The 16,998-nt window shown below is 66.0% G+C and carries 15 protein-coding genes and 2 riboswitches; of the genes, 4 read left to right on the top strand and 11 right to left on the bottom strand.

Annotated features, from left to right (window positions below; genetic code table 11):
- Positions 1-21 precede the first annotated feature (21 nt).
- From ACG10_RS21455 to cobW, 4 genes are all read right to left on the bottom strand, one after another.
- A complete protein-coding gene (locus ACG10_RS21455; protein ID WP_089169978.1) occupies positions 22-705 on the bottom strand; it encodes a vWA domain-containing protein in 684 nt (227 codons plus the stop codon).
- Positions 687-1,715, bottom strand: coding sequence for an ATP-binding protein (locus ACG10_RS21450; protein ID WP_052264080.1), 1,029 nt, complete (start codon positions 1,713-1,715; stop codon positions 687-689). The genes ACG10_RS21455 and ACG10_RS21450 overlap by 19 nt, the downstream gene beginning before the upstream one ends.
- Position 1,716: 1 nt before the next feature.
- Entirely contained in the window at positions 1,717-5,460 is a 3,744-nt protein-coding gene (cobN, locus tag ACG10_RS21445; RefSeq protein WP_089169977.1) for a cobaltochelatase subunit CobN, read from the bottom strand.
- A gap of 101 nt (positions 5,461-5,561) precedes the next feature.
- Positions 5,562-6,611, bottom strand: coding sequence for a cobalamin biosynthesis protein CobW (gene cobW, locus ACG10_RS21440; RefSeq protein ID WP_040107319.1), 1,050 nt, complete (start codon positions 6,609-6,611; stop codon positions 5,562-5,564).
- A 98-nt stretch (positions 6,612-6,709) separates the two neighbouring features.
- Positions 6,710-6,901: riboswitch (cobalamin riboswitch) on the bottom strand.
- 58 nt (positions 6,902-6,959) lie between these two features.
- Positions 6,960-7,203: riboswitch (cobalamin riboswitch) on the top strand.
- A 101-nt stretch (positions 7,204-7,304) separates the two neighbouring features.
- Here cobW and ACG10_RS21435 point away from each other — a divergent pair.
- The 4 genes from ACG10_RS21435 to cobM are packed head-to-tail and all read left to right on the top strand — an operon-like array spanning position 7,305 to position 9,363.
- Positions 7,305-7,487 (top strand): CbtB domain-containing protein, encoded by a 183-nt coding sequence (locus tag ACG10_RS21435; RefSeq protein WP_040107318.1) that lies wholly within the window; start codon positions 7,305-7,307, stop codon positions 7,485-7,487.
- 7 nt (positions 7,488-7,494) lie between these two features.
- A complete protein-coding gene (locus tag ACG10_RS21430; protein ID WP_040107317.1) occupies positions 7,495-8,178 on the top strand; it encodes a CbtA family protein in 684 nt (227 codons plus the stop codon).
- Positions 8,171-8,611, top strand: a complete 441-nt coding sequence (locus ACG10_RS21425) for a cobalamin biosynthesis protein (protein WP_082045651.1) — start codon at positions 8,171-8,173, stop codon at positions 8,609-8,611. The genes ACG10_RS21430 and ACG10_RS21425 overlap by 8 nt, the downstream gene beginning before the upstream one ends.
- Positions 8,608-9,363, top strand: a complete 756-nt coding sequence (gene cobM, locus ACG10_RS21420; RefSeq protein ID WP_040107315.1) for a precorrin-4 C(11)-methyltransferase — start codon at positions 8,608-8,610, stop codon at positions 9,361-9,363. The genes ACG10_RS21425 and cobM overlap by 4 nt, the downstream gene beginning before the upstream one ends.
- A 185-nt stretch (positions 9,364-9,548) precedes the next feature.
- Here cobM and ACG10_RS21415 read toward each other — a convergent pair whose 3' ends face one another.
- The 7 genes from ACG10_RS21415 to ACG10_RS21385 form a co-directional block, all read right to left on the bottom strand.
- On the bottom strand, positions 9,549-9,848 hold the full coding sequence (locus tag ACG10_RS21415) for a hypothetical protein (RefSeq protein ID WP_040107314.1): 300 nt from the start codon (positions 9,846-9,848) through the stop codon (positions 9,549-9,551).
- Positions 9,849-9,934: 86 nt separating this feature from the next.
- On the bottom strand, positions 9,935-10,276 hold the full coding sequence (locus ACG10_RS21410) for a type II toxin-antitoxin system RelE/ParE family toxin (RefSeq protein ID WP_157731506.1): 342 nt from the start codon (positions 10,274-10,276) through the stop codon (positions 9,935-9,937).
- Entirely contained in the window at positions 10,273-10,533 is a 261-nt protein-coding gene (locus ACG10_RS21405; RefSeq protein WP_040107312.1) for a type II toxin-antitoxin system Phd/YefM family antitoxin, read from the bottom strand. The genes ACG10_RS21410 and ACG10_RS21405 overlap by 4 nt, the downstream gene beginning before the upstream one ends.
- Before the next feature lie 381 nt (positions 10,534-10,914).
- A complete protein-coding gene (gene katG, locus ACG10_RS21400; RefSeq protein WP_089169975.1) occupies positions 10,915-13,107 on the bottom strand; it encodes a catalase/peroxidase HPI in 2,193 nt (730 codons plus the stop codon).
- Positions 13,108-13,606: 499 nt separating this feature from the next.
- Positions 13,607-15,448: an amidohydrolase gene (locus tag ACG10_RS21395; RefSeq protein ID WP_089169974.1), complete on the bottom strand. Its 1,842-nt coding sequence runs from the start codon at positions 15,446-15,448 to the stop codon at positions 13,607-13,609.
- Positions 15,445-16,278, bottom strand: a complete 834-nt coding sequence (locus ACG10_RS21390) for an alpha/beta fold hydrolase (RefSeq protein WP_040107309.1) — start codon at positions 16,276-16,278, stop codon at positions 15,445-15,447. The genes ACG10_RS21395 and ACG10_RS21390 overlap by 4 nt, the downstream gene beginning before the upstream one ends.
- 69 nt (positions 16,279-16,347) lie before the next feature.
- On the bottom strand, positions 16,348-16,917 hold the full coding sequence (locus ACG10_RS21385; protein ID WP_040107308.1) for an antibiotic biosynthesis monooxygenase: 570 nt from the start codon (positions 16,915-16,917) through the stop codon (positions 16,348-16,350).
- Positions 16,918-16,998 lie beyond the last annotated feature (81 nt).

Below are 16,998 nucleotides of genomic sequence, written 5' to 3'. Positions count from 1 at the left end.
CGTATTGGGTTACGCGATGCCTCACAGGCTCGCCAGTTGTTCGATATGCCGATATTCGGCGCTCAGCTGCTCGGCCAGCAAGCAGGCTCGGCCGAGCCGGATAGGCGTGCATTCGATGTCCACCAGCAGTGCCGGGCAGGCACTGGCGGCCAGCGGGGGCCAGTCGCGTAGGCGGCCGTCGGTGACCACCAGCAACCATCGTCGCTCGGCCGGATGCAAGCGCTGCCGCCGCGCCAGCCAGCTGGCCGCTTCGCCCAGTGCCTCGATCAGGGGGGTGCCGCCGCCCGCGCCGAGCCCTTCGAGCCACTTTCGCGCAGCTCTAGAAGCCTTGCGTCCCTGCCACACCCATTGCGGTCGGGTGCCGTTAGCATGCAACAGCGCCAGGCGCGCACGCTGACGGTAAGCCTGCTCGAACAGCTGCGCCAGCAGACCCTTGGCCTGCGACAAGGCGCCTTGGCGGCGAGTCGAGGCGGAAGCGTCCACCACCACCAGCCACAGCTCGCCAGGCCTGGCACTGCGGGGCTTGCGATGCAGCTCCCGAGGCTGGCGCGGCCGCCCGCGCCGCAAGCTGGCGGGCCAATCGACGGGCCCTCCCTCCCCACCACGGCGGGCACCACTGCGCCCACCCGCGAGATTGCCTGCTCCCGGTCTGGCATCCGCGCTCCCGGCACCGGCCGGGCGGATGCTCAGGGCTTTTTTGGCCAGCGCGGGAGCTCCCGCCTCGCCCCCATGGTTTGTGGCTGTGCCGGCAGCTCACCCCACTGGCCTTCGCCCTGTTCGACTTTCGATGAAGCGGATCCACCCTGCGAAGGCCTTGCTGAAGATTGGGGGGGCATCAAATGACGGCGATGGCGCAGGACGAAGGGCTCCACCCGGTCGATGTCCCCTGCCTCGATGGCGAAGCTGCCTCGCCAGGCGGCATGCGCACGGGCGGCCCGTAGCCAGACCAGGTCGGCGCGCATGCCGTCCACGCCCGCTTCGAAGCAGCGGCGGGTGATCGCCTCCAGGCTCGCCTCGTCCAGTTCGATCGCGGCCAGACGCTCTCGGGCGACCCGGCACCGCTCGTGGAGGGCGCTCTGCGCCGCAGCCCAGCGCTGGGTGAAAGCCACCGGGTCGCTATCGAAGGCCAGGCGGCGGCGAACGATCTCGGCGCGCTCTGCCGGTTGCGGCTGGCCTTCCAGCGCCAGGTTGAAGCCGAAGCGGTCGAGCAGCTGCGGGCGCAGTTCTCCTTCCTCCGGATTCATGGTGCCGACCAGCACGAAGCGCGCCCGGTGGCGGTGGGAAATGCCGTCCCGCTCCACGTGGTTGACCCCGCTGGCGGCGGCATCCAACAGCAGGTCCACCAGGTGGTCCGGCAGCAGGTTGACCTCGTCCACATAAAGCACGCCGCCATCGGCCCGGGCCAGAAGCCCCGGCGAGAAGCGCGTGCGGCCTTCGCCCAGCGCGGCATCAAGGTCCAGCGTGCCGACGATGCGCTCCTCGCTGGCCCCCAGCGGCAGGTCGACGAAGGCACCGCCAGGCAGCAGCTCGGCGACGCCACGCGCCAGGGTCGACTTGGCCATGCCGCGCGGTCCCTCGATCAGCACCCCGCCGATGGCCGGGTCGATGACCAGCAGGCAGAGCGCGAGCTTGAGATCGTCGGCGCTGACCACGGCGGCCAGGGGAAAGGACTGGCGGGGCGCTCGCCTGGGAAAGTCGGGTTTCGGCGTGTCCATCTCAGGATTCCTCGTTGTCCAGCAGCAGGTTTTCCAGCAGCTCGCGGTATTCGCCGGGCGACTGCCAGAGGCCGCGCTGCTGGGCTTCCAGCAAGCGCTCGACGATGTCCTGCAAGGCGCCCGGGTTGTGCTGCTGGATGAAGTCGCGGGTATCGCGATCCAGCAGGTAGGCATCGGTGAGCAGGGCGTACTGGTGATCGTCGATCAGCTCGCTGGTGGCATCGAAGCCGAACAGGTAGTCGACCGTGGCGGCCAGTTCGAAGGCGCCCTTGTAGCCGTGGCGCTTCATTCCGGCGATCCACTTGGGATTGGCGGCACGGGCGCGGACCACGCGGTTGAGTTCCTGCTTCAGGGTGCGGATGCGCGGGGTGTCCGGCTGGCTGTTGTCGCCGTGGTAGCTGGCGATGCGCTCCCCGCGCAGGGTTTCCACGGCGGCCAGCATGCCGCCCTGGAACTGGTAGTAGTCGTTGGAGTCCAGCAGATCGTGCTCGCGGTTGTCCTGGTTGTGCAACACCGCCTGCAAGCGCTCCAGGCGTTCGGCGAAGCGCTCGCGGGCCGGTGCGCCCTCGCTGCCGGCGCCATAGGCGTAGCCGCCCCAGTTCAGGTACACCTCGGCCAGATCGGCGCGACTCTCCCAGGCACGCTCCTCGATGGCATTCTGGATGCCCGCACCATAGGCGCCAGGCTTGGCGCCGAAGATCCGCCAGCCGGCCTGGCGACGGGCCTCGGCCTCGCTCATGCCGCTGTCCTGCAGGATCAGCACCTCTTGCCAGACCCGTGCCGACAGGGGATTCCAGGCCTCCTCCTCGTCCAACTCGGCCACCACCTGCACGGCGTCGTCGAACAGGCGAATCAGGTTGGCGAAGGCATCGCGAAAGAAACCGGATACCCGCAGGGTGACGTCCACCCGAGGCCTGCCCAACTGCTCCAGGGAGAGCACCTCGAAGCACTCGACGCGCTGGCTGCCGGGCTGCCAGACTGGACGCACGCCAAGCAGCGCCAGGGCCTGGGCGATGTCGTCGCCGCCGGTGCGCATGGTCGCCGTGCCCCATACCGAGAGGCCGAGCTGACGCAGGTGGTCGCCGTGGTCCTGGAGATGCCGCTCCAGCAGGCGGTCGGCCGATTGCACGCCGATGCGCCAGGCGGTGGGCGTGGGTAGGTTGCGCACATCCACCGTGAAGAAGTTGCGGCCGGTGGGCAGCACATCGAGACGACCACGGCTGGGCGCGCCACTTGGACCGGCCGGCACGAAGCGGCCCTCCAGCGCGGCGAGCAGGCCGGCTATTTCCGCCGGTCCGCAGCCATCCAGCAACGGCGCCAGATGCTCGCGCAAACCATTCAGGACGGGCTCGGCCTCGCCCCTCACCTTGATCGCCTCCCCGCTCAGGCAGGACTCGATCAACCGCAGAGCGAAGTGCTCCAGCCGTTCGCGAGTATCGCCCGTCGTGCGCCAGGGATCGCTGCCGCAGACCAGCAGTTCGGTCGGACGCGCTCCCTTCCAGAGTTCAGCCATGTCGCAGTCCAGCGGATCGAAGCCCAGCGCCAGGTCCCGCGCCAAGGCGCGCAACAGGCTGGCATTCGCGCCCTGCCCGTCGCCACGGGGAATGCGCAGCAAGGCCAGCAGCGTGTCGCGGCGCAGCGTGCCGCTCGGCGACTGGCCGAACACATGCAGACCGTCGCGGATCTGCGACTCCTTCAGGTCACAGAGGTAAGCGTCCAGCTGTGGCAGCCAGCTGTCCGGGTCGCCGTTGAGTTGCAGGCCGAGTTCGCTGTCAAGCCGGGTCGCGCGCACCAGCGCGAGGATCTCGCCACGCAGCTCGATGGCGCGGCGCACGTCCAACTGGCTGGCGTCATAGTACTCGTCGGCCAGGCGCTCCAGATCACGTAGCGGCCCGTAGCTTTCGGCGCGGGTCAGCGGTGGCATTAGGTGGTCGATGATCACCGCCTGGGTGCGACGCTTGGCTTGGGCACCCTCGCCGGGATCGTTGACGATGAAGGGATAGATGTTCGGCAGCGGGCCGAGCAGTGCGGTGGGCCAGCAGGATGGCGACAGGCCCACGCTCTTGCCCGGCAGCCATTCCAGGTTGCCGTGCTTGCCGACATGGATGACGGCGTCGGCCGCATAGACCCGCCGCAGCCAGAAGTAGAACGCCAGGTAGCCATGGGGGGGCACCAAGTCCGGATCGTGGTACACGGCGCTGGGGTCGATGCCATAGCCGCGTGCCGGCTGGATACCGACGAAGGTCAGCCCGAAGCGCAATCCGGCGATCATCATCCGCCCGGAGCGGGACATCGGGTCCTGTTCGGGCGCGCCCCAGCGCGCCAGCACGGCCGTGCGATTGGCCTCGGGCAGCTCCGCGAAACAACGCCAGTAATCGTCCAGCGCCAGGCTCTGGGCGCAGGGGCGCAGATCCAGGGTGTCGAGATCGTTGGTCACGCCGCCGAGCAACTGGTGGATTAGTGCCGTGCCATTCTCCGGTAGATTTTCGATCGGATAACCCTGCCGCTGCAAGGCTTGCAGGATATTCAGAGCCGCCGCCGGAGTGTCCAGACCGACGCCGTTGCCGATACGACCGTCGCGGGTCGGATAGTTGGCCAGCACCAGAGCGATGCGCTTGTCGCCATTCGGCTTGCGGGCCAGCTCGCACCAACGGTGCGCCAGTTCGGCGACGAAATCCATCCCAGGCAGATGCGGGCGATAGCAGACCACATCGCTCTGGCTGCGTTCGCTGTGCCAGGCCAGCCCCTTGAAACTGATCGGCCTGGTGACCAGGCGCCCGTCCAGCTCCGGCAGCGCGATATGCATGGCCAGATCGCGTGATCCGAGGCCTTGGGCGCTATCCTGCCATTGCTCTTCGCTGTCCACTGCGCAAAGCGCCTGGAGCACTGGCACATCGCGGCGGAACGGCCGGAGACTGGGCGCCTCTGGGTTGGATTGGGCGAAGCCGGTAGTGTTGAGAATGACCGCCGCCACGCTCTCGTCCAGCCAGTGTTCGACCTGCGCCAGACAAGCCGATTCCTTCAGGCTGGCCACAGCGATCGGCAGCGGGTTCAACCCCTGGGCCTGCAGGCGCTCGCAGAAGACGTCGACAAAGGCGGTGTTCGCCGCCTGAACATGGGTGCGGTAGAACAGCAGCGCCGCCACCGGCCGCCCCGGTTGCCAGCGGGCCTGCCACTGCGCCAGCGTGGCTTCGCCCTGCGTCGGGTGATAGAGCACGGTACGCGGCAGAGCCCTGGGCTCGTCCCAGCGGTAGTCGCGGTCCAGCCAGCGACTGGCGATGCAGTGGAACAGCTGCCGCGCATTGTCGCGGCCGCCTTGGCGCAGGTACTGCCAGAGCCGTTCGCTGTCCCCGGCGGAGACGTTGCCCAGGCCGCTCAGCTCCGGATCGGGGCTGTCGTCGCCGGGCACCAGGATCAGCCGGGCGCCGTTTTCGGCCAGCTCGACCAGACGCTCGATTCCATAGCGCCAGTAGCTCACGCCGCCGTGCACCGAGATCAGGATCACCCGGGCGTGGCGCAGCACCTGCTCGACGTAGAAATCCACCGAGGCATGGTTGGGCAGTTGCGCCGGACTGGCCAGGCGCAGGCTGGGATAGTCGTCCGGCAACGTGCGGGCCACCTCGGCAAGCAGCGACAGGTGCGAGTCGCCGGTGCAGAGGATCACCAGCTCGGCGGGCGTCTGCTCGAGGTCGGCGATGCTGTCGGCCGGCAGCTGGACGCCGGGCTGGGCGCGGAGCAGGTGCATCAGTCAGCACCTGCCCGTTCGTAGGAGCGAGCTTGCTCGCGAAGCTTTTAGTGCTCTGTTGTCCGCGAGCAAGCTCGCTCCTACAGGGTGGGTTCTCATCCTCACATCAGCGCCGCCCGAAGCTCGCCAATGATCGCGGCCCGGTCCAGCTGCTGGCCGATCATCACCAACCGTGTAGCCCGCGCCTCGCCGGGCTGCCAGGCACGATCGAAATGCCTGTCGAAGCGCTGCCCCACGCCTTGCACCACCAGCCGCATCGGCTTGCCGGGAATGGCGGCGAAGCCCTTGATCCGCAATATCCCATACCGCGCCACCGTATTCCTCAGCGTGGCGAGCAGATGCTCCTCCGCCACTTCCGGCAGGGAAAGGTCGAAAGAGTCGAATTCGTCGTGGTCGTGATCCTCGTCTTCCAGGTCATGGTGGGTCTGGCGGCCGTCGATGTGCAGCTCAGTCTCGCTGCTCAGTCCCAGCAGCACGTTCAAGGGCAGCTCGCCGCCATGGGCCTCGATCACCTTGACTGCTGGCGGCAGTTCCTCGGCGACCTCGGCGCGTACCCTTTCCAGCGCGGCGGCATCGAGCAGGTCGGTCTTGTTCAGCACCACCAGGTCGGCGCTGGCCAGTTGGTCGGCGAACAGTTCGTGCAGCGGAGACTCGTGATCCAGGTTCGGGTCCTGCCGGCGCTGCGCGTCCACCTGCTCGGGGAAGGCGGCGAAGGTGTCGGCCGCCACGGCCGGGCTGTCGACCACGGTGATCACCGCGTCCACGGTGCAGGCATTGCGGATTTCCGGCCAGTTGAAGGCCTGCACCAGCGGCTTGGGCAGGGCCAGACCGCTGGTCTCGATCAGGATGTGGTCAAAGTCGCCGCGACGGGCCACCAGTTCACGCATCACCGGGAAGAACTCTTCCTGCACCGTGCAGCACAGGCAGCCGTTGGCCAGTTCGAAGACACGCCCGTTGGCCTCTTCCTCAGTACAGCCGATGGAGCATTGCCGGAGAATTTCGCCGTCGATGCCGAGTTCGCCGAACTCGTTGACGATCACAGCGATACGCCGGCCCTCGGCATGCGCCAGCATATGCCGCAGCAGGGTGGTCTTTCCGGCGCCGAGAAAGCCGGTGACGATAGTTACGGGAAGCTTGGCGAGCGATTTCATGGTTGGCCCTGCGTGGATCGTTGCGGATCAGCGGGCAGGCGAGAACGGACAGGCGCATGGAAAAGCACCGGCCAGCACCACCGGATCACCCCGCCCAGTTGTCATGGATGTTCGAGGCAGGTCTCCTGGCTGACGGCCTGCGCAATGCGCATACCTCTTCGCCTTCCCGCTTGGCGCAGTGGCATATCGAAGGGTTTGAGGCCGTATACAGTTGCGGGGGCAGCCACGGCTCGACCGTGTTCCCTCTTAGCTCCGCGCAATGGCGGAGAACCTCGAAGCCGGAAAGGCTACGCAGAGTCTCCGGGCGGGTCAATCGCCACGGTTGACGCTCGCGCCGGCCCGTGCTCAGCTAGAAAGACGGTTTCAGGTGTCTCATGCCGCCGAGCGCGAGGTGAAACGGGAAGCCGGTTCAAGTCCGGCGCTGCCCCCGCAACGGTAAGTGTACGAAGGGTCGATGTAGCCACTGTGCCGTCGGTTCGCCGAAGATCAGCTGCGCAAGATCTCGCGGACCGGGAGGCATGGGAAGGCCGTCCCGACCGTCTCCATGACGGACGTCACAAGCCCGGAGACCGGCCTGAGGCCCTGTTGGCAACCCGCGGAGGGCGGGCGTAGGCCGGAACCCAGGCGCTTCAGTGGCCCGGACCCATGTCGCGCACTCCTTCCGCCTCACTCACAGTCACGGAAGGTCATACCATGTCCGCTACCCTCTCCTCCTCCGCCTCAGCGGCGCTCTCCCGGCCGAAACGTATCACCCTCGCTCTGGGCAGTTGCCTGCTCGGTGCGGTGTTGATCTTCTTTGCCGGCTTTTCGCCCATAGAGGCGCTGCACAATGCGGCCCACGACACCCGCCACAGCGCAGCCTTCCCCTGCCACTGAGGACTCCATGATCAAGCGCATCGCACGAACCGCAGGGTTTGCCGGGCTGCTCGCCGCCCTCCTGCTGACCCTGCTGCAGAGCCTCTGGGTGACGCCCCTGATCCTCGAGGCGGAAACCTACGAAAACGGCGTCGAACACAGCCATGCCGAAGAGCACGACTATGCGGACGGGCATGTCCATGAAAGCTGGGCACCCGAGGATGGCTGGCAGCGGACCCTGGCCACGGGGCTGAGCAATCTCGTCGTAGCGGTTGGTTTCGCCCTGATGCTGGCCGGCCTGTTCACCCTCCACGCACCGGGAAAAACCTGGAATGGGTTGTTATGGGGACTCGGTGGCTTCACCACCTTCAGTCTGGCGCCTTCGCTCGGCCTGCCGCCGGAACTGCCAGGTACCGAGGCGGCCGATCTGCTACTGCGCCAGTACTGGTGGATCGGCACCGCCGTAGCCACCTCCATCGGCCTGGTTCTCATTGCCTTCGCACGATCCTGGAGCCTGCGCATCTCTGGTGCTGTGCTGCTGGCGATTCCGCACCTGATTGGCGCACCGCAACCAGAAGTGCATACGAATCTGGCCCCCGAGACGCTGGCCAACCAGTTCATCCTCGCCTCGCTGGTAACCAACGCGCTGTTCTGGGCAGCACTGGGACTCTCGGCAGCTTGGCTGTTCGGTCGCAACAGCCGCAATGCCTGAGCCCGATAAAGCAGCATGGATGCATATCGCCGGACTCGGCTGCCGCCGGGGCTGCCCGCTGGAATCACTTTTGGCGCTGCTGCATGCAGCGCTGGACGAAGCAGGCCTGCGGCCCGGCGATCTCGCCGGACTGGCCAGCAGCGTGCACAAGCGTGACGAGCCCGGGCTGCTGCGCCTGGCCGATCATCTGCGCCTGCCACTGGCCTTTTTATCCGCCGAACGTCTGAGCGCTTACCACGACCGCCTGACCCGGAAATCGCCGCTGGCCCTCAGCATCACCGGCAGCTCCGGCGTCGCGGAAGCCAGCGCCATGGCCCAGGCTGAAATCCTAGGGGCCGGACCGGCACGCCTGCTACTGCCCAAGCGTACCAACACCGTGGCCAGCCTCGCGCTGGCCACGGCGCCCCTTCACACCCTTCTGGATCATCCATGACCATCTATTTCATTGGTGCCGGCCCCGGCGATCCGGAGCTGATCACCGTCAAGGGCCAGCGTCTGCTACGGGCCTGCCCGGTCATCCTGTACGCTGGGTCGCTGGTGCCCGAGGCAGTGCTCGAAGGCCATTGTGCGGAGCGTGTGATCAACACCGCCGAGCTGCGTCTGGAACAGATCATCACACTGATCCGCGAAGCTCATGCCAAGGGGCAGGACGTGGCCCGCGTGCATTCCGGCGACCCCTCTCTGTACGGCGCCATCGGCGAGCAGATCCGCCACCTGCGCGCACTGGACATTCCCTTCAAGATCATCCCTGGGGTAACCGCCACCTCTGCCTGTGCCGCCCTGCTGGAAGCCGAGCTGACCCTGCCTGGTGTGTCGCAGACGGTGATTTTGACGCGCTACGCTAGCAGCTCGGAAATGCCCGAGGGCGAAGCCCTTGAAGACTTGGCGCGGCATCATGCGACTCTGGCCATCCACTTGGCGGTGAAACACCTGGAACGCATCGTCGAAACGCTGCTGCCGCATTACGGCAGCGACTGCCCCATCGCAGTGGTCCATCGTGCCAGTTGGCCCGACCAGGAACAGGTCAGTGGTACCTTGGCGGATATCCTGGACAAGGTCCGCGGCAAAGGCTTTCGCCGCACGGCCCTGATCCTGGTCGGTCAAGTGCTAGCGGCCGAGCACTTTGCCGACTCGAGGCTCTACCACAAAAACACTCTGCACCTGTTCAGGCCGCAACAGGCCTGAAGCAATAGACGCTTGTACTCACCTTGCCGCAGTGAAGCGCTGTTCCATCCGTTCTCTCGTGAATCAAATCGACTGTTAGGATGAACGTATTCTCCCTGATCTCTCATGACACAGTAATGTTTTGGTCTCGATGCTCATTTTCCAGTCTCGGTTGTATGCGAGGCCTTTGTGGTGCAGACGGCGGGTCACACCTTGCGCCGATCCCACTCGCCCTCAATGGCTACCACCAAGGCAGAAGCGGCACCGTGCAGGTCGTTCAACGCCTGGTTGTCCTGCCCGCGCATATTGATGGCCTTGAGGGTGTCGGCCATGTCGGGGGCGCCACTGTGCACACCGGTCAAAATGTCCACGAATGTCCCATAAATCTCTCTCAGCTCAGCAGCGCGGCCATCGTCTTCTTCATCCTTGATGAACTCCGAGAGGGCGCGGCAATTGGCGGCGAGTTCGTCTAGTTCGGTCTGGTCGAGGGTGTATTTATTGCTCATTGCCCTTCGCTCTTTCTTCGTTCGTTGTAAATGCCGGTGCCGGTATCGGCCGGCCTGGCGGATAGTTTTCCCACGCTTTTGGCCACTTAGCGATCAAACATCAGGCAGTAGTGGATCAGCTGCTGCTCGATGCTCTGTCGCTGCCCCAGGATAAGCAGGACCACCACGAGACGCTTTTCTTCATCGCACTCATAGAAGACGCGGTAGCCGTTGAGATTGAGCTCCCGGTAATGGGCGATCCCAAGCTCGCTGACTTGTGCACTGATGGGGTAGCCCAACGGGTGATCGGCCAAGCGGCGTATAACTTCTACCACCAAGGTGGAGAGCTTTTCATAGGCCCCGTCATAGCTGTGGTACGGCTCTAGGTGGGCGATCTGGGAAAACAGGCTGGTTTCGGCAGTAGTAGCAAACTGAACGTCGAAGCTCATGAAGTTCCTTTGGGTTGCTGGCATCGTTGTGCCAACCGATCCAGGAGCGTGTCACCCGACACCAGCTTGCCTTGCTCTTTGTCGCGGGAACCCAATGCCAGGAGCTTGACGAGCGCAATCGTCTCATCACGCTGCTTGCGTTCGGCATAGGACTCGATGACATAGGCGGGCAGACCATTCTGGGTGATCACCATGGGCTCGCTCAGATCCAACGATGCGGCGTGCTTCTTCAAGAAGCTGATCGTCTCGATTTTCATAGCAATGTCCTGCGCTCAAGAAGTCTATTTATAGACTAAATTTAGATCAGCGTCGACAAAAAACGCGCCATCTGCCTTACCCAGTGAGTACGCTCCGCGGGGCCGCTCAGCGGCCCCAGCGTCATCAAGCCAACTCGATCACGACCTTGCGCTGGCTAATCGCCCAGCGGCTGGCGAGTCGTCTTGATCGCTGTCCGTGCTGCGGACGGAAAAATAGCGAGCAGATGAACGTCTAGCTTTATGACACAGTAAGATTAAGCGGCCCAGTCTGCCGTCGGCCGATGAAGGTCTTGCGACTGCCAGCAACGTTCTCCTCGGAACAGGAACGACAAGGCCCGCGAACGATCGCTCGTTCGCGGGCCTTTGCTCTTCCCTTGCCGATCAGCGCGGCAGGTCGAAGCGGTCTAGGTTCATCACCTTGGTCCAGGCCTTGACGAAGTCATGGACGAACTTATGTTCGCCGTCCGAGCAACCATAGACCTCCGACAACGCCCGCAGCTGAGAGTTTGAACCCAGCAACAGGTCGATGCGGCTGGCGCTCCACTTCGCCTCGCCGGTCTTGCGGGCCCGGCCCTCGAACTGCTCGTTCTCCGCCGAGGTCGGCTTCCACACCGTGCCCATGTCCAGCAGGTTGACGAAGAAATCGTTGCTGAGGGTGCCGGGCCTTTCGGTGAACACGCCATTCTGCGAGCCGCCGGTGTTGGCGCCGAGCACACGCAGACCGCCGATCAGCACGGTCAGCTCCGGCGCGGTCAGGGTCAGCAGCTGGGCCTTGTCGACCAGCAGCGCCTCGGCGGGCACGGCGAACTTCGACTTGAGGAAGTTGCGGAAGGCATCAGCCACCGGCTCCAGCATGCCCACCGAGTGTACGTCGGTCTGCTCCTGGCTGGCGTCCATGCGACCCGGCGCAAAGGGCACGGTGACCTGGTGGCCGCCCTTGCGCGCAGCCTCCTCCACACCGGCACCGCCAGCCAGGACGATCAGGTCGGCCAGGGAGATCTTCTTGCCACCGGAGCTCGATGCGTTGAACTCGGCCTGGATTTCCTCCAGCACGCCGAGCACCCTGGCCAACTGTTCGGGCTGGTTCACCGGCCAGTCCTTCTGCGGCGCCAGGCGGATGCGCGCGCCATTGGCGCCGCCGCGCTTGTCGGAACCGCGGAAGATCGAGGCCGAGGCCCAGGCGGTGGAAACCAGTTCGGAAACGGAGAGCCCCGAGGCGAGGACCCTGGCCTTGAGCGCGGCGACGTCCTGCTCGTCCACCAGCGGGTGGTTCACTGCCGGGATCGGGTCCTGCCAGATCAGCTCCTCGGCCGGCACTTCCGGGCCCAGGTAGCGGGCGCGCGGCCCCATGTCGCGGTGGGTCAGCTTGAACCAGGCGCGGGCGAAGGCGTCGGCGAACTGGTCCGGGTTCTCGTAGAAGCGCCGGGAGATCTTCTCGTAGGCCGGGTCGACGCGCAGGGAGATGTCGGTGGTCAGCATCGACGGTGCGCGGCGCTTTTCTTTGTCGTGGGCATCGGGAATGCTGCCGGCGCCCGCGCCATGCTTGGGCTGCCACTGGTGGGCGCCCGCCGGGCTCCTGGTCAGTTCCCACTCGTAGCCGAACAGGTTCCAGAAGAAGTTGTTGCTCCAGCGCGTCGGGGTGGAGGTCCAGGTCACTTCCAGGCCGCTGGTGATGGCGTCGCCGCCGGCGCCGCTGCCGAACGAGCTGCCCCAGCCCAGGCCCTGGTTCTCCAGGCCGGCGGCTTCCGGGTCGGCGCCGACATGGGAGGCCGGCCCGGCGCCATGGGTCTTGCCGAAGGTGTGCCCGCCGGCGATCAGGGCGACGGTTTCCTCGTCGTCCATGGCCATGCGCGCGAAGGTCTCGCGGATGTCACGGGCCGCCGCGAGCGGGTCGGGATTGCCGTCCGGGCCTTCCGGGTTCACGTAAATCAGGCCCATCTGCACCGCGGCCAGCGGGTTCTCCAGCTCGCGGTCGCCGGAGTAGCGCTTGTCGCCGCCCAGCCAGGTGGTTTCCTTGCCCCAGTAGACGTCCAGGTCCGGTTCCCACACGTCCTCGCGGCCGCCGGCGAAGCCGAAGGTCTTGAAGCCCATGGATTCCAGGGCCACGTTGCCGGTGAGGACGATCAGGTCGGCCCAGGAAATTTTCCGCCCGTACTTCTGCTTGACCGGCCAGATCAGCCGCCGCGCCTTGTCCAGGCTGACGTTGTCCGGCCAGCTGTTGAGCGGTGCGAAGCGCTGCTGGCCGCGCCCCGCGCCGCCACGGCCGTCGCCGATGCGGTAGGTGCCGGCGGCGTGCCAGGCCATGCGGATGAACAGCGGGCCGTAGTGGCCGAAGTCGGCCGGCCACCAGTCCTGGGAGTCGGTCATCACCGCGCGCAGGTCGGCCTTCACCGCCTCCAGGTCGAGGGATTTGAATTCTTCCGCGTAGTTGAACGTCTCACCCATAGGGTCGGACTTGGAAGAGTGCTGGTGCAGCAGGTCCAGTCTCAGATGGTTGGGCCACCAGTCACGGCTCGACATACCGCCACCGGCCGTCTGGTGGAACGGGCAGCTGGCTTTCTTTTCGTCACTCATTGCAGGCTCCTTTGTCAGCGCTCATGCACCGGCGCTCTGTCTTCGCACATCCCATCAGAGGGACGCACTGCTATTGCGGTTATTGATCGGTTCAGGGGGTAAAAAGGCTATGAGCGAAAAATGGCTCAAGGTGTTGTCAAGGACGAGCCCTGGGGATCGAGGGGCTCGGGTTCGCTGGCATTGCCCCGGCCACAAGAGCCCTCTCCCCAGCTCGCTCCCTGAAGGGAGAGGGCGCTTTCCATGCGGCCTACAGGTTTCTCTTCCCCCCATGGCCGCAGCATCAAGCGAACACCTGCCGCACACCGCGCGCCGACCAGGTCCCCTCTCCCTTCAGGTTGAGGGAGCGCCCCGTGACCGCTAGCACCACGGCATCAACCGGCACGAACGATGTAGGAGCGAGCTGGCTCGCGAACCGTCCCAGCGCCGGAGAAGCCAGTGAATCCGTTCGCTCGCTCCTGTGAAGGGCGCCATCACGTAGCGCGGTGGCGATTCCGCCTCGTCAGAACGCGAAGCAGGAACAGCCGAATGCCCCCCAGAACCCGGCGAAGTCGCTCACCGGCACGTCCCTGGTGCGCGCCCGCTCGTGGGCGTGGCCATGCACGCCACAGGAACCGACACACTGGTGCACGGCCTTCTGCAGCGGCGCCTGCGGGCGCCAGTGGCCCGGCACCTTGGCCACCGGCGACCACTCCGGGACCACCGGGATACTCGGCGGGGCCAGCTTGTCGAACTCGCGGTCGGCATGGACGATCTTGCCGCCCACCACGGTGAGCACCGACTCGATGGTCTTGATCGCCTCTTCCTCGACGCTGAAGAAGTCCTCGGAAAGCACCGCCAAGTCGGCCAGCTGGCCGGCCTTGAGCATGCCCTTCTTGCCTTGCTCGCTGGAGAACCATGCGCTGCCGTGGGTGAACAGCTGAATCGCCACCTCGCGGGACAGGCCCTCCGGGGACAGGCTCAGGCCACCCACGGTCTTGCCGCTGACCATCCAGTACAGCGAGGTCCAGGGGTTGTAGCTGGACACACGGGTGGCGTCGGTGCCGGCGCCCACCGGCACGCCTTCGGCCAGCATGCGCTTGATCGGCGGTGTGGCTTCGGCGGCCTTGTTGCCATAGCGGTCGACGAAATACTCGCCCTGGAAGGCCATGCGGTCCTGGATGGCGATGCCACCGCCCAGGGCGCGAACACGCTCGATGTTCTTCGGCGAGATGGTCTCGGCATGGTCGAAGAACCACGGCAGGCCGTTGAACGGAATGTCGCGGTCGACCTTCTCGAACACGTCGAGCATGCGCGAGATGGACTCGTCATAGGTGGCGTGCAGGCGGAACGGCCAGCGCTGTTCGACCAGGTGGCGAACCACCGGCTCCAACTCGGCTTCCATGGTGCCGGGCAGGTCCGGGCGCGGTTCGAGGAAGTCCTCGAAGTCGGCGGCGGAGAACACAAGCATCTCGCCGGCGCCGTTGTGGCGCAGGAAATCGGTGCCCTGGCCGTAGGTCACGCTGGAAGTCCAGTTCCTGAAGTCGGCCAGCTCTTCCTTGGGCTTCTGGGTGAACAGGTTGTAGGCGATGCGCACGGTGAGCTGGTCGGCGTCGGCCAGTTGCTGGATCACCTGGTAGTCGTCCGGGTAGTTCTGGAAGCCGCCGCCGGCGTCGATCACGCTGGTCAGACCCAGGCGGTTGAGCTCGCGCATGAACTGGCGGGTGGAGTTGACCTGGTACTCCAGCGGCAGCTTCGGTCCCTTGGCCAGGGTTGCGTAGAGGATCATCGCGTTGGGGCGGGCGATCAGCATGCCGGTGGGCTCACCGTTGCCGTCTCGGACGATCTCGCCGCCGGGCGGGTTCGGCGTGTCCTTGGTGTAGCCGACGACGCGCAGTGCGGCGCGGTTGAGCAGCGCGCGGTCATAGAGGTGCAGGACGAACACCGGGGTATCCGGCGCCGCCTTGTTCAATTCCTCGAGGGTCGGCATGCGGCGCTCGGCGAACTGGAATTCGTTCCAGCCGCCGACCACGCGCACCCACTGCGGCGAGGGTGTGCGCTGGGCCTGCAGGCGCAGCATCTCCAGCGCGTCGGACAGCGACGGCACGCCCTCCCAGCGCAGTTCCAGGTTGTAGTTCAGGCCGCCGCGGATCAGGTGCAGGTGCGAGTCGTTGAGGCCGGGGATGACGGTGCGGCGGTTGAGGTCCACCAGCCGGGTGGACCCGTCGCGGTAGGCCATCACTTCAGCGTCGCTGCCCACGGCGAGGAACTTGCCATCGGCGATGGCCACGGCGGTGGCCTGCGGGCGCTCGGAATCGACGGTGTGCAGCTTGCCGTTGAACAGGATCAGGTCAGCGTTGCTCATGCTCGGATTCCTCCGCGCTGCAGGAAGGCCAGCAGGTCTTCGTTGAGCTGCTGCGCGTGGGTGACGGCGAAGCCATGGGGCGCGCCGGCATACACCTTGAGCTCGGCGCCCGGGATCTGCTCGGCGGCCAGCTTGCCGGTGGTCTCGAAGGGCACGATCTGGTCATCGTCGCCGTGGATTACCAGGGTCGGCACGTCCACCTTGGCCAGGTCCGCGCGGAAGTCGGTTTCCGAGAACGCGGTGACGCAGTCTAGGGTGCCTTTGAGCGATGCCATCAGGGCGATGTTCAGAGTCTGGGTCAGCACGCCATCGGAGACGGTCTGGCCATGGTTGGTGCCGTAGAAGGGAGCGGCGAAGTTGGCGATGAACTGCGCGCGGTCCTTCAGCAGACTGGCCTTGATGCCGTCGAACACGGCGGTTTCCACGCCCTGCGGGAAGTCGGCGCTGCGACCGAAGATCGGTGTCACCGCGCCCAGCAGGACCAGCCCGGCCACGCGGGGGGTGCCATGGCGGCCGATGTAGCGGCTGACGTCGCCGCCGCCCATGGAGAAGCCGACCAGAGTCACGTCGCGCAGGTCCAGGTGCTCGATCAGGCGGGCGATGTCATCAGCGAAGGTGTCGTAGTCGTAGCCGCTCCACGGCTGGCTGGAACGGCCGAAGCCACGACGGTCGAAGGCGATGGTGCGGTAGCCGCGGCTGCTCAGGTACTCCATCTGGTATTCCCACATGTCGCCATCCAGCGGCCAGCCATGGCTGAACAGCACGGGTTTGCCGCTGCCCCAGTCCTTGTAGTAGATCTCGGTGCCGTCGCGGGTTACGAAAGTGCTCATGGACAACTCCTCTGCCTGCGCTGCAGGTCGCTGTGGGAAGGGGCGCCGGCATGGCGCCGCGGAGGGAAATCAGTCGGCGCTGAGCCAGCCCGCGCACAGGCGGGTGACCCAGGGCATGATCAGGAACACCACCGGCACCACGATGCACAGGGTGACCAGCAGGTTGCTCGGCACCACCCCGGCCAGTGCCGGGTAGCGCTCGAACACGGGCGCCCATAGGCGCGGGATGACCATGGTCAGCGGGCAGATCACCGCGTAGGTGAGCATCGCCTGCTTCCATTTCGGCGGCGGGCGAACGCCGCCACGCGCCGGGGTGAACCAGAACTCGGCGTCGTTGTGGATCAGCGGATGGTCGCCCTCCTCCAGCAACGGCGACACTTCACGGACCAGCGCCGCGCGCTCGGCGGAATCGATCCAGGCCTGCAATTGCGCGGCCTGGGCGAAGCGCACCACGGTGGTGAACATCGCGCCGCCGCTGTCCGGACGGATCACGTTGACGCCCAGGTGGCCGGGCTGCAGGCGCGCGGCCGCCACGGTGCGGCGCAGCCAGGCCTCGTAGCTGGCCAGGGCCTGGCGGCGCACCTTGTGGTGCACCACCAGGGTCACCACGCTGTTCAGATCGATGGCATCGGCGGCCATGGCGGCCTCGCGGCTGATGAGAGTCGCACCACTATGACGGTGCGCACCGGCAGTGCATTGGACGCATGTGCTGCATCACCG

This window comes from Azotobacter chroococcum (assembly GCF_002220155.1).
Classification (GTDB): Bacteria; Pseudomonadota; Gammaproteobacteria; order Pseudomonadales; family Pseudomonadaceae; genus Azotobacter; species Azotobacter chroococcum.
This window is presented reverse-complemented; position numbering and strand designations above follow the sequence as displayed.

What these genes read in the sequence shown, in the direction of transcription:
- ACG10_RS21450 (WP_052264080.1), bottom strand. Translation starts at nt 1,715, where the DNA reads ATGGACACGCCGAAACCCGACTTTCCCAGGCGAGCGCCCCGCCAGTCC.
- cobN (WP_089169977.1), bottom strand. Translation starts at nt 5,460, where the DNA reads ATGCACCTGCTCCGCGCCCAGCCCGGCGTCCAGCTGCCGGCCGACAGC.
- cobW (WP_040107319.1), bottom strand. Translation starts at nt 6,611, where the DNA reads ATGAAATCGCTCGCCAAGCTTCCCGTAACTATCGTCACCGGCTTTCTC.
- ACG10_RS21435 (WP_040107318.1), top strand. Translation starts at nt 7,305, where the DNA reads ATGTCCGCTACCCTCTCCTCCTCCGCCTCAGCGGCGCTCTCCCGGCCG.
- ACG10_RS21430 (WP_040107317.1), top strand. Translation starts at nt 7,495, where the DNA reads ATGATCAAGCGCATCGCACGAACCGCAGGGTTTGCCGGGCTGCTCGCC.
- ACG10_RS21425 (WP_082045651.1), top strand. Translation starts at nt 8,171, where the DNA reads ATGCCTGAGCCCGATAAAGCAGCATGGATGCATATCGCCGGACTCGGC.
- cobM (WP_040107315.1), top strand. Translation starts at nt 8,608, where the DNA reads ATGACCATCTATTTCATTGGTGCCGGCCCCGGCGATCCGGAGCTGATC.
- ACG10_RS21415 (WP_040107314.1), bottom strand. Translation starts at nt 9,848, where the DNA reads ATGAGCAATAAATACACCCTCGACCAGACCGAACTAGACGAACTCGCC.
- ACG10_RS21410 (WP_157731506.1), bottom strand. Translation starts at nt 10,276, where the DNA reads ATGAGCTTCGACGTTCAGTTTGCTACTACTGCCGAAACCAGCCTGTTT.
- ACG10_RS21405 (WP_040107312.1), bottom strand. Translation starts at nt 10,533, where the DNA reads ATGAAAATCGAGACGATCAGCTTCTTGAAGAAGCACGCCGCATCGTTG.
- katG (WP_089169975.1), bottom strand. Translation starts at nt 13,107, where the DNA reads ATGAGTGACGAAAAGAAAGCCAGCTGCCCGTTCCACCAGACGGCCGGT.
- ACG10_RS21395 (WP_089169974.1), bottom strand. Translation starts at nt 15,448, where the DNA reads ATGAGCAACGCTGACCTGATCCTGTTCAACGGCAAGCTGCACACCGTC.
- ACG10_RS21390 (WP_040107309.1), bottom strand. Translation starts at nt 16,278, where the DNA reads ATGAGCACTTTCGTAACCCGCGACGGCACCGAGATCTACTACAAGGAC.
- ACG10_RS21385 (WP_040107308.1), bottom strand. Translation starts at nt 16,917, where the DNA reads ATGGCCGCCGATGCCATCGATCTGAACAGCGTGGTGACCCTGGTGGTG.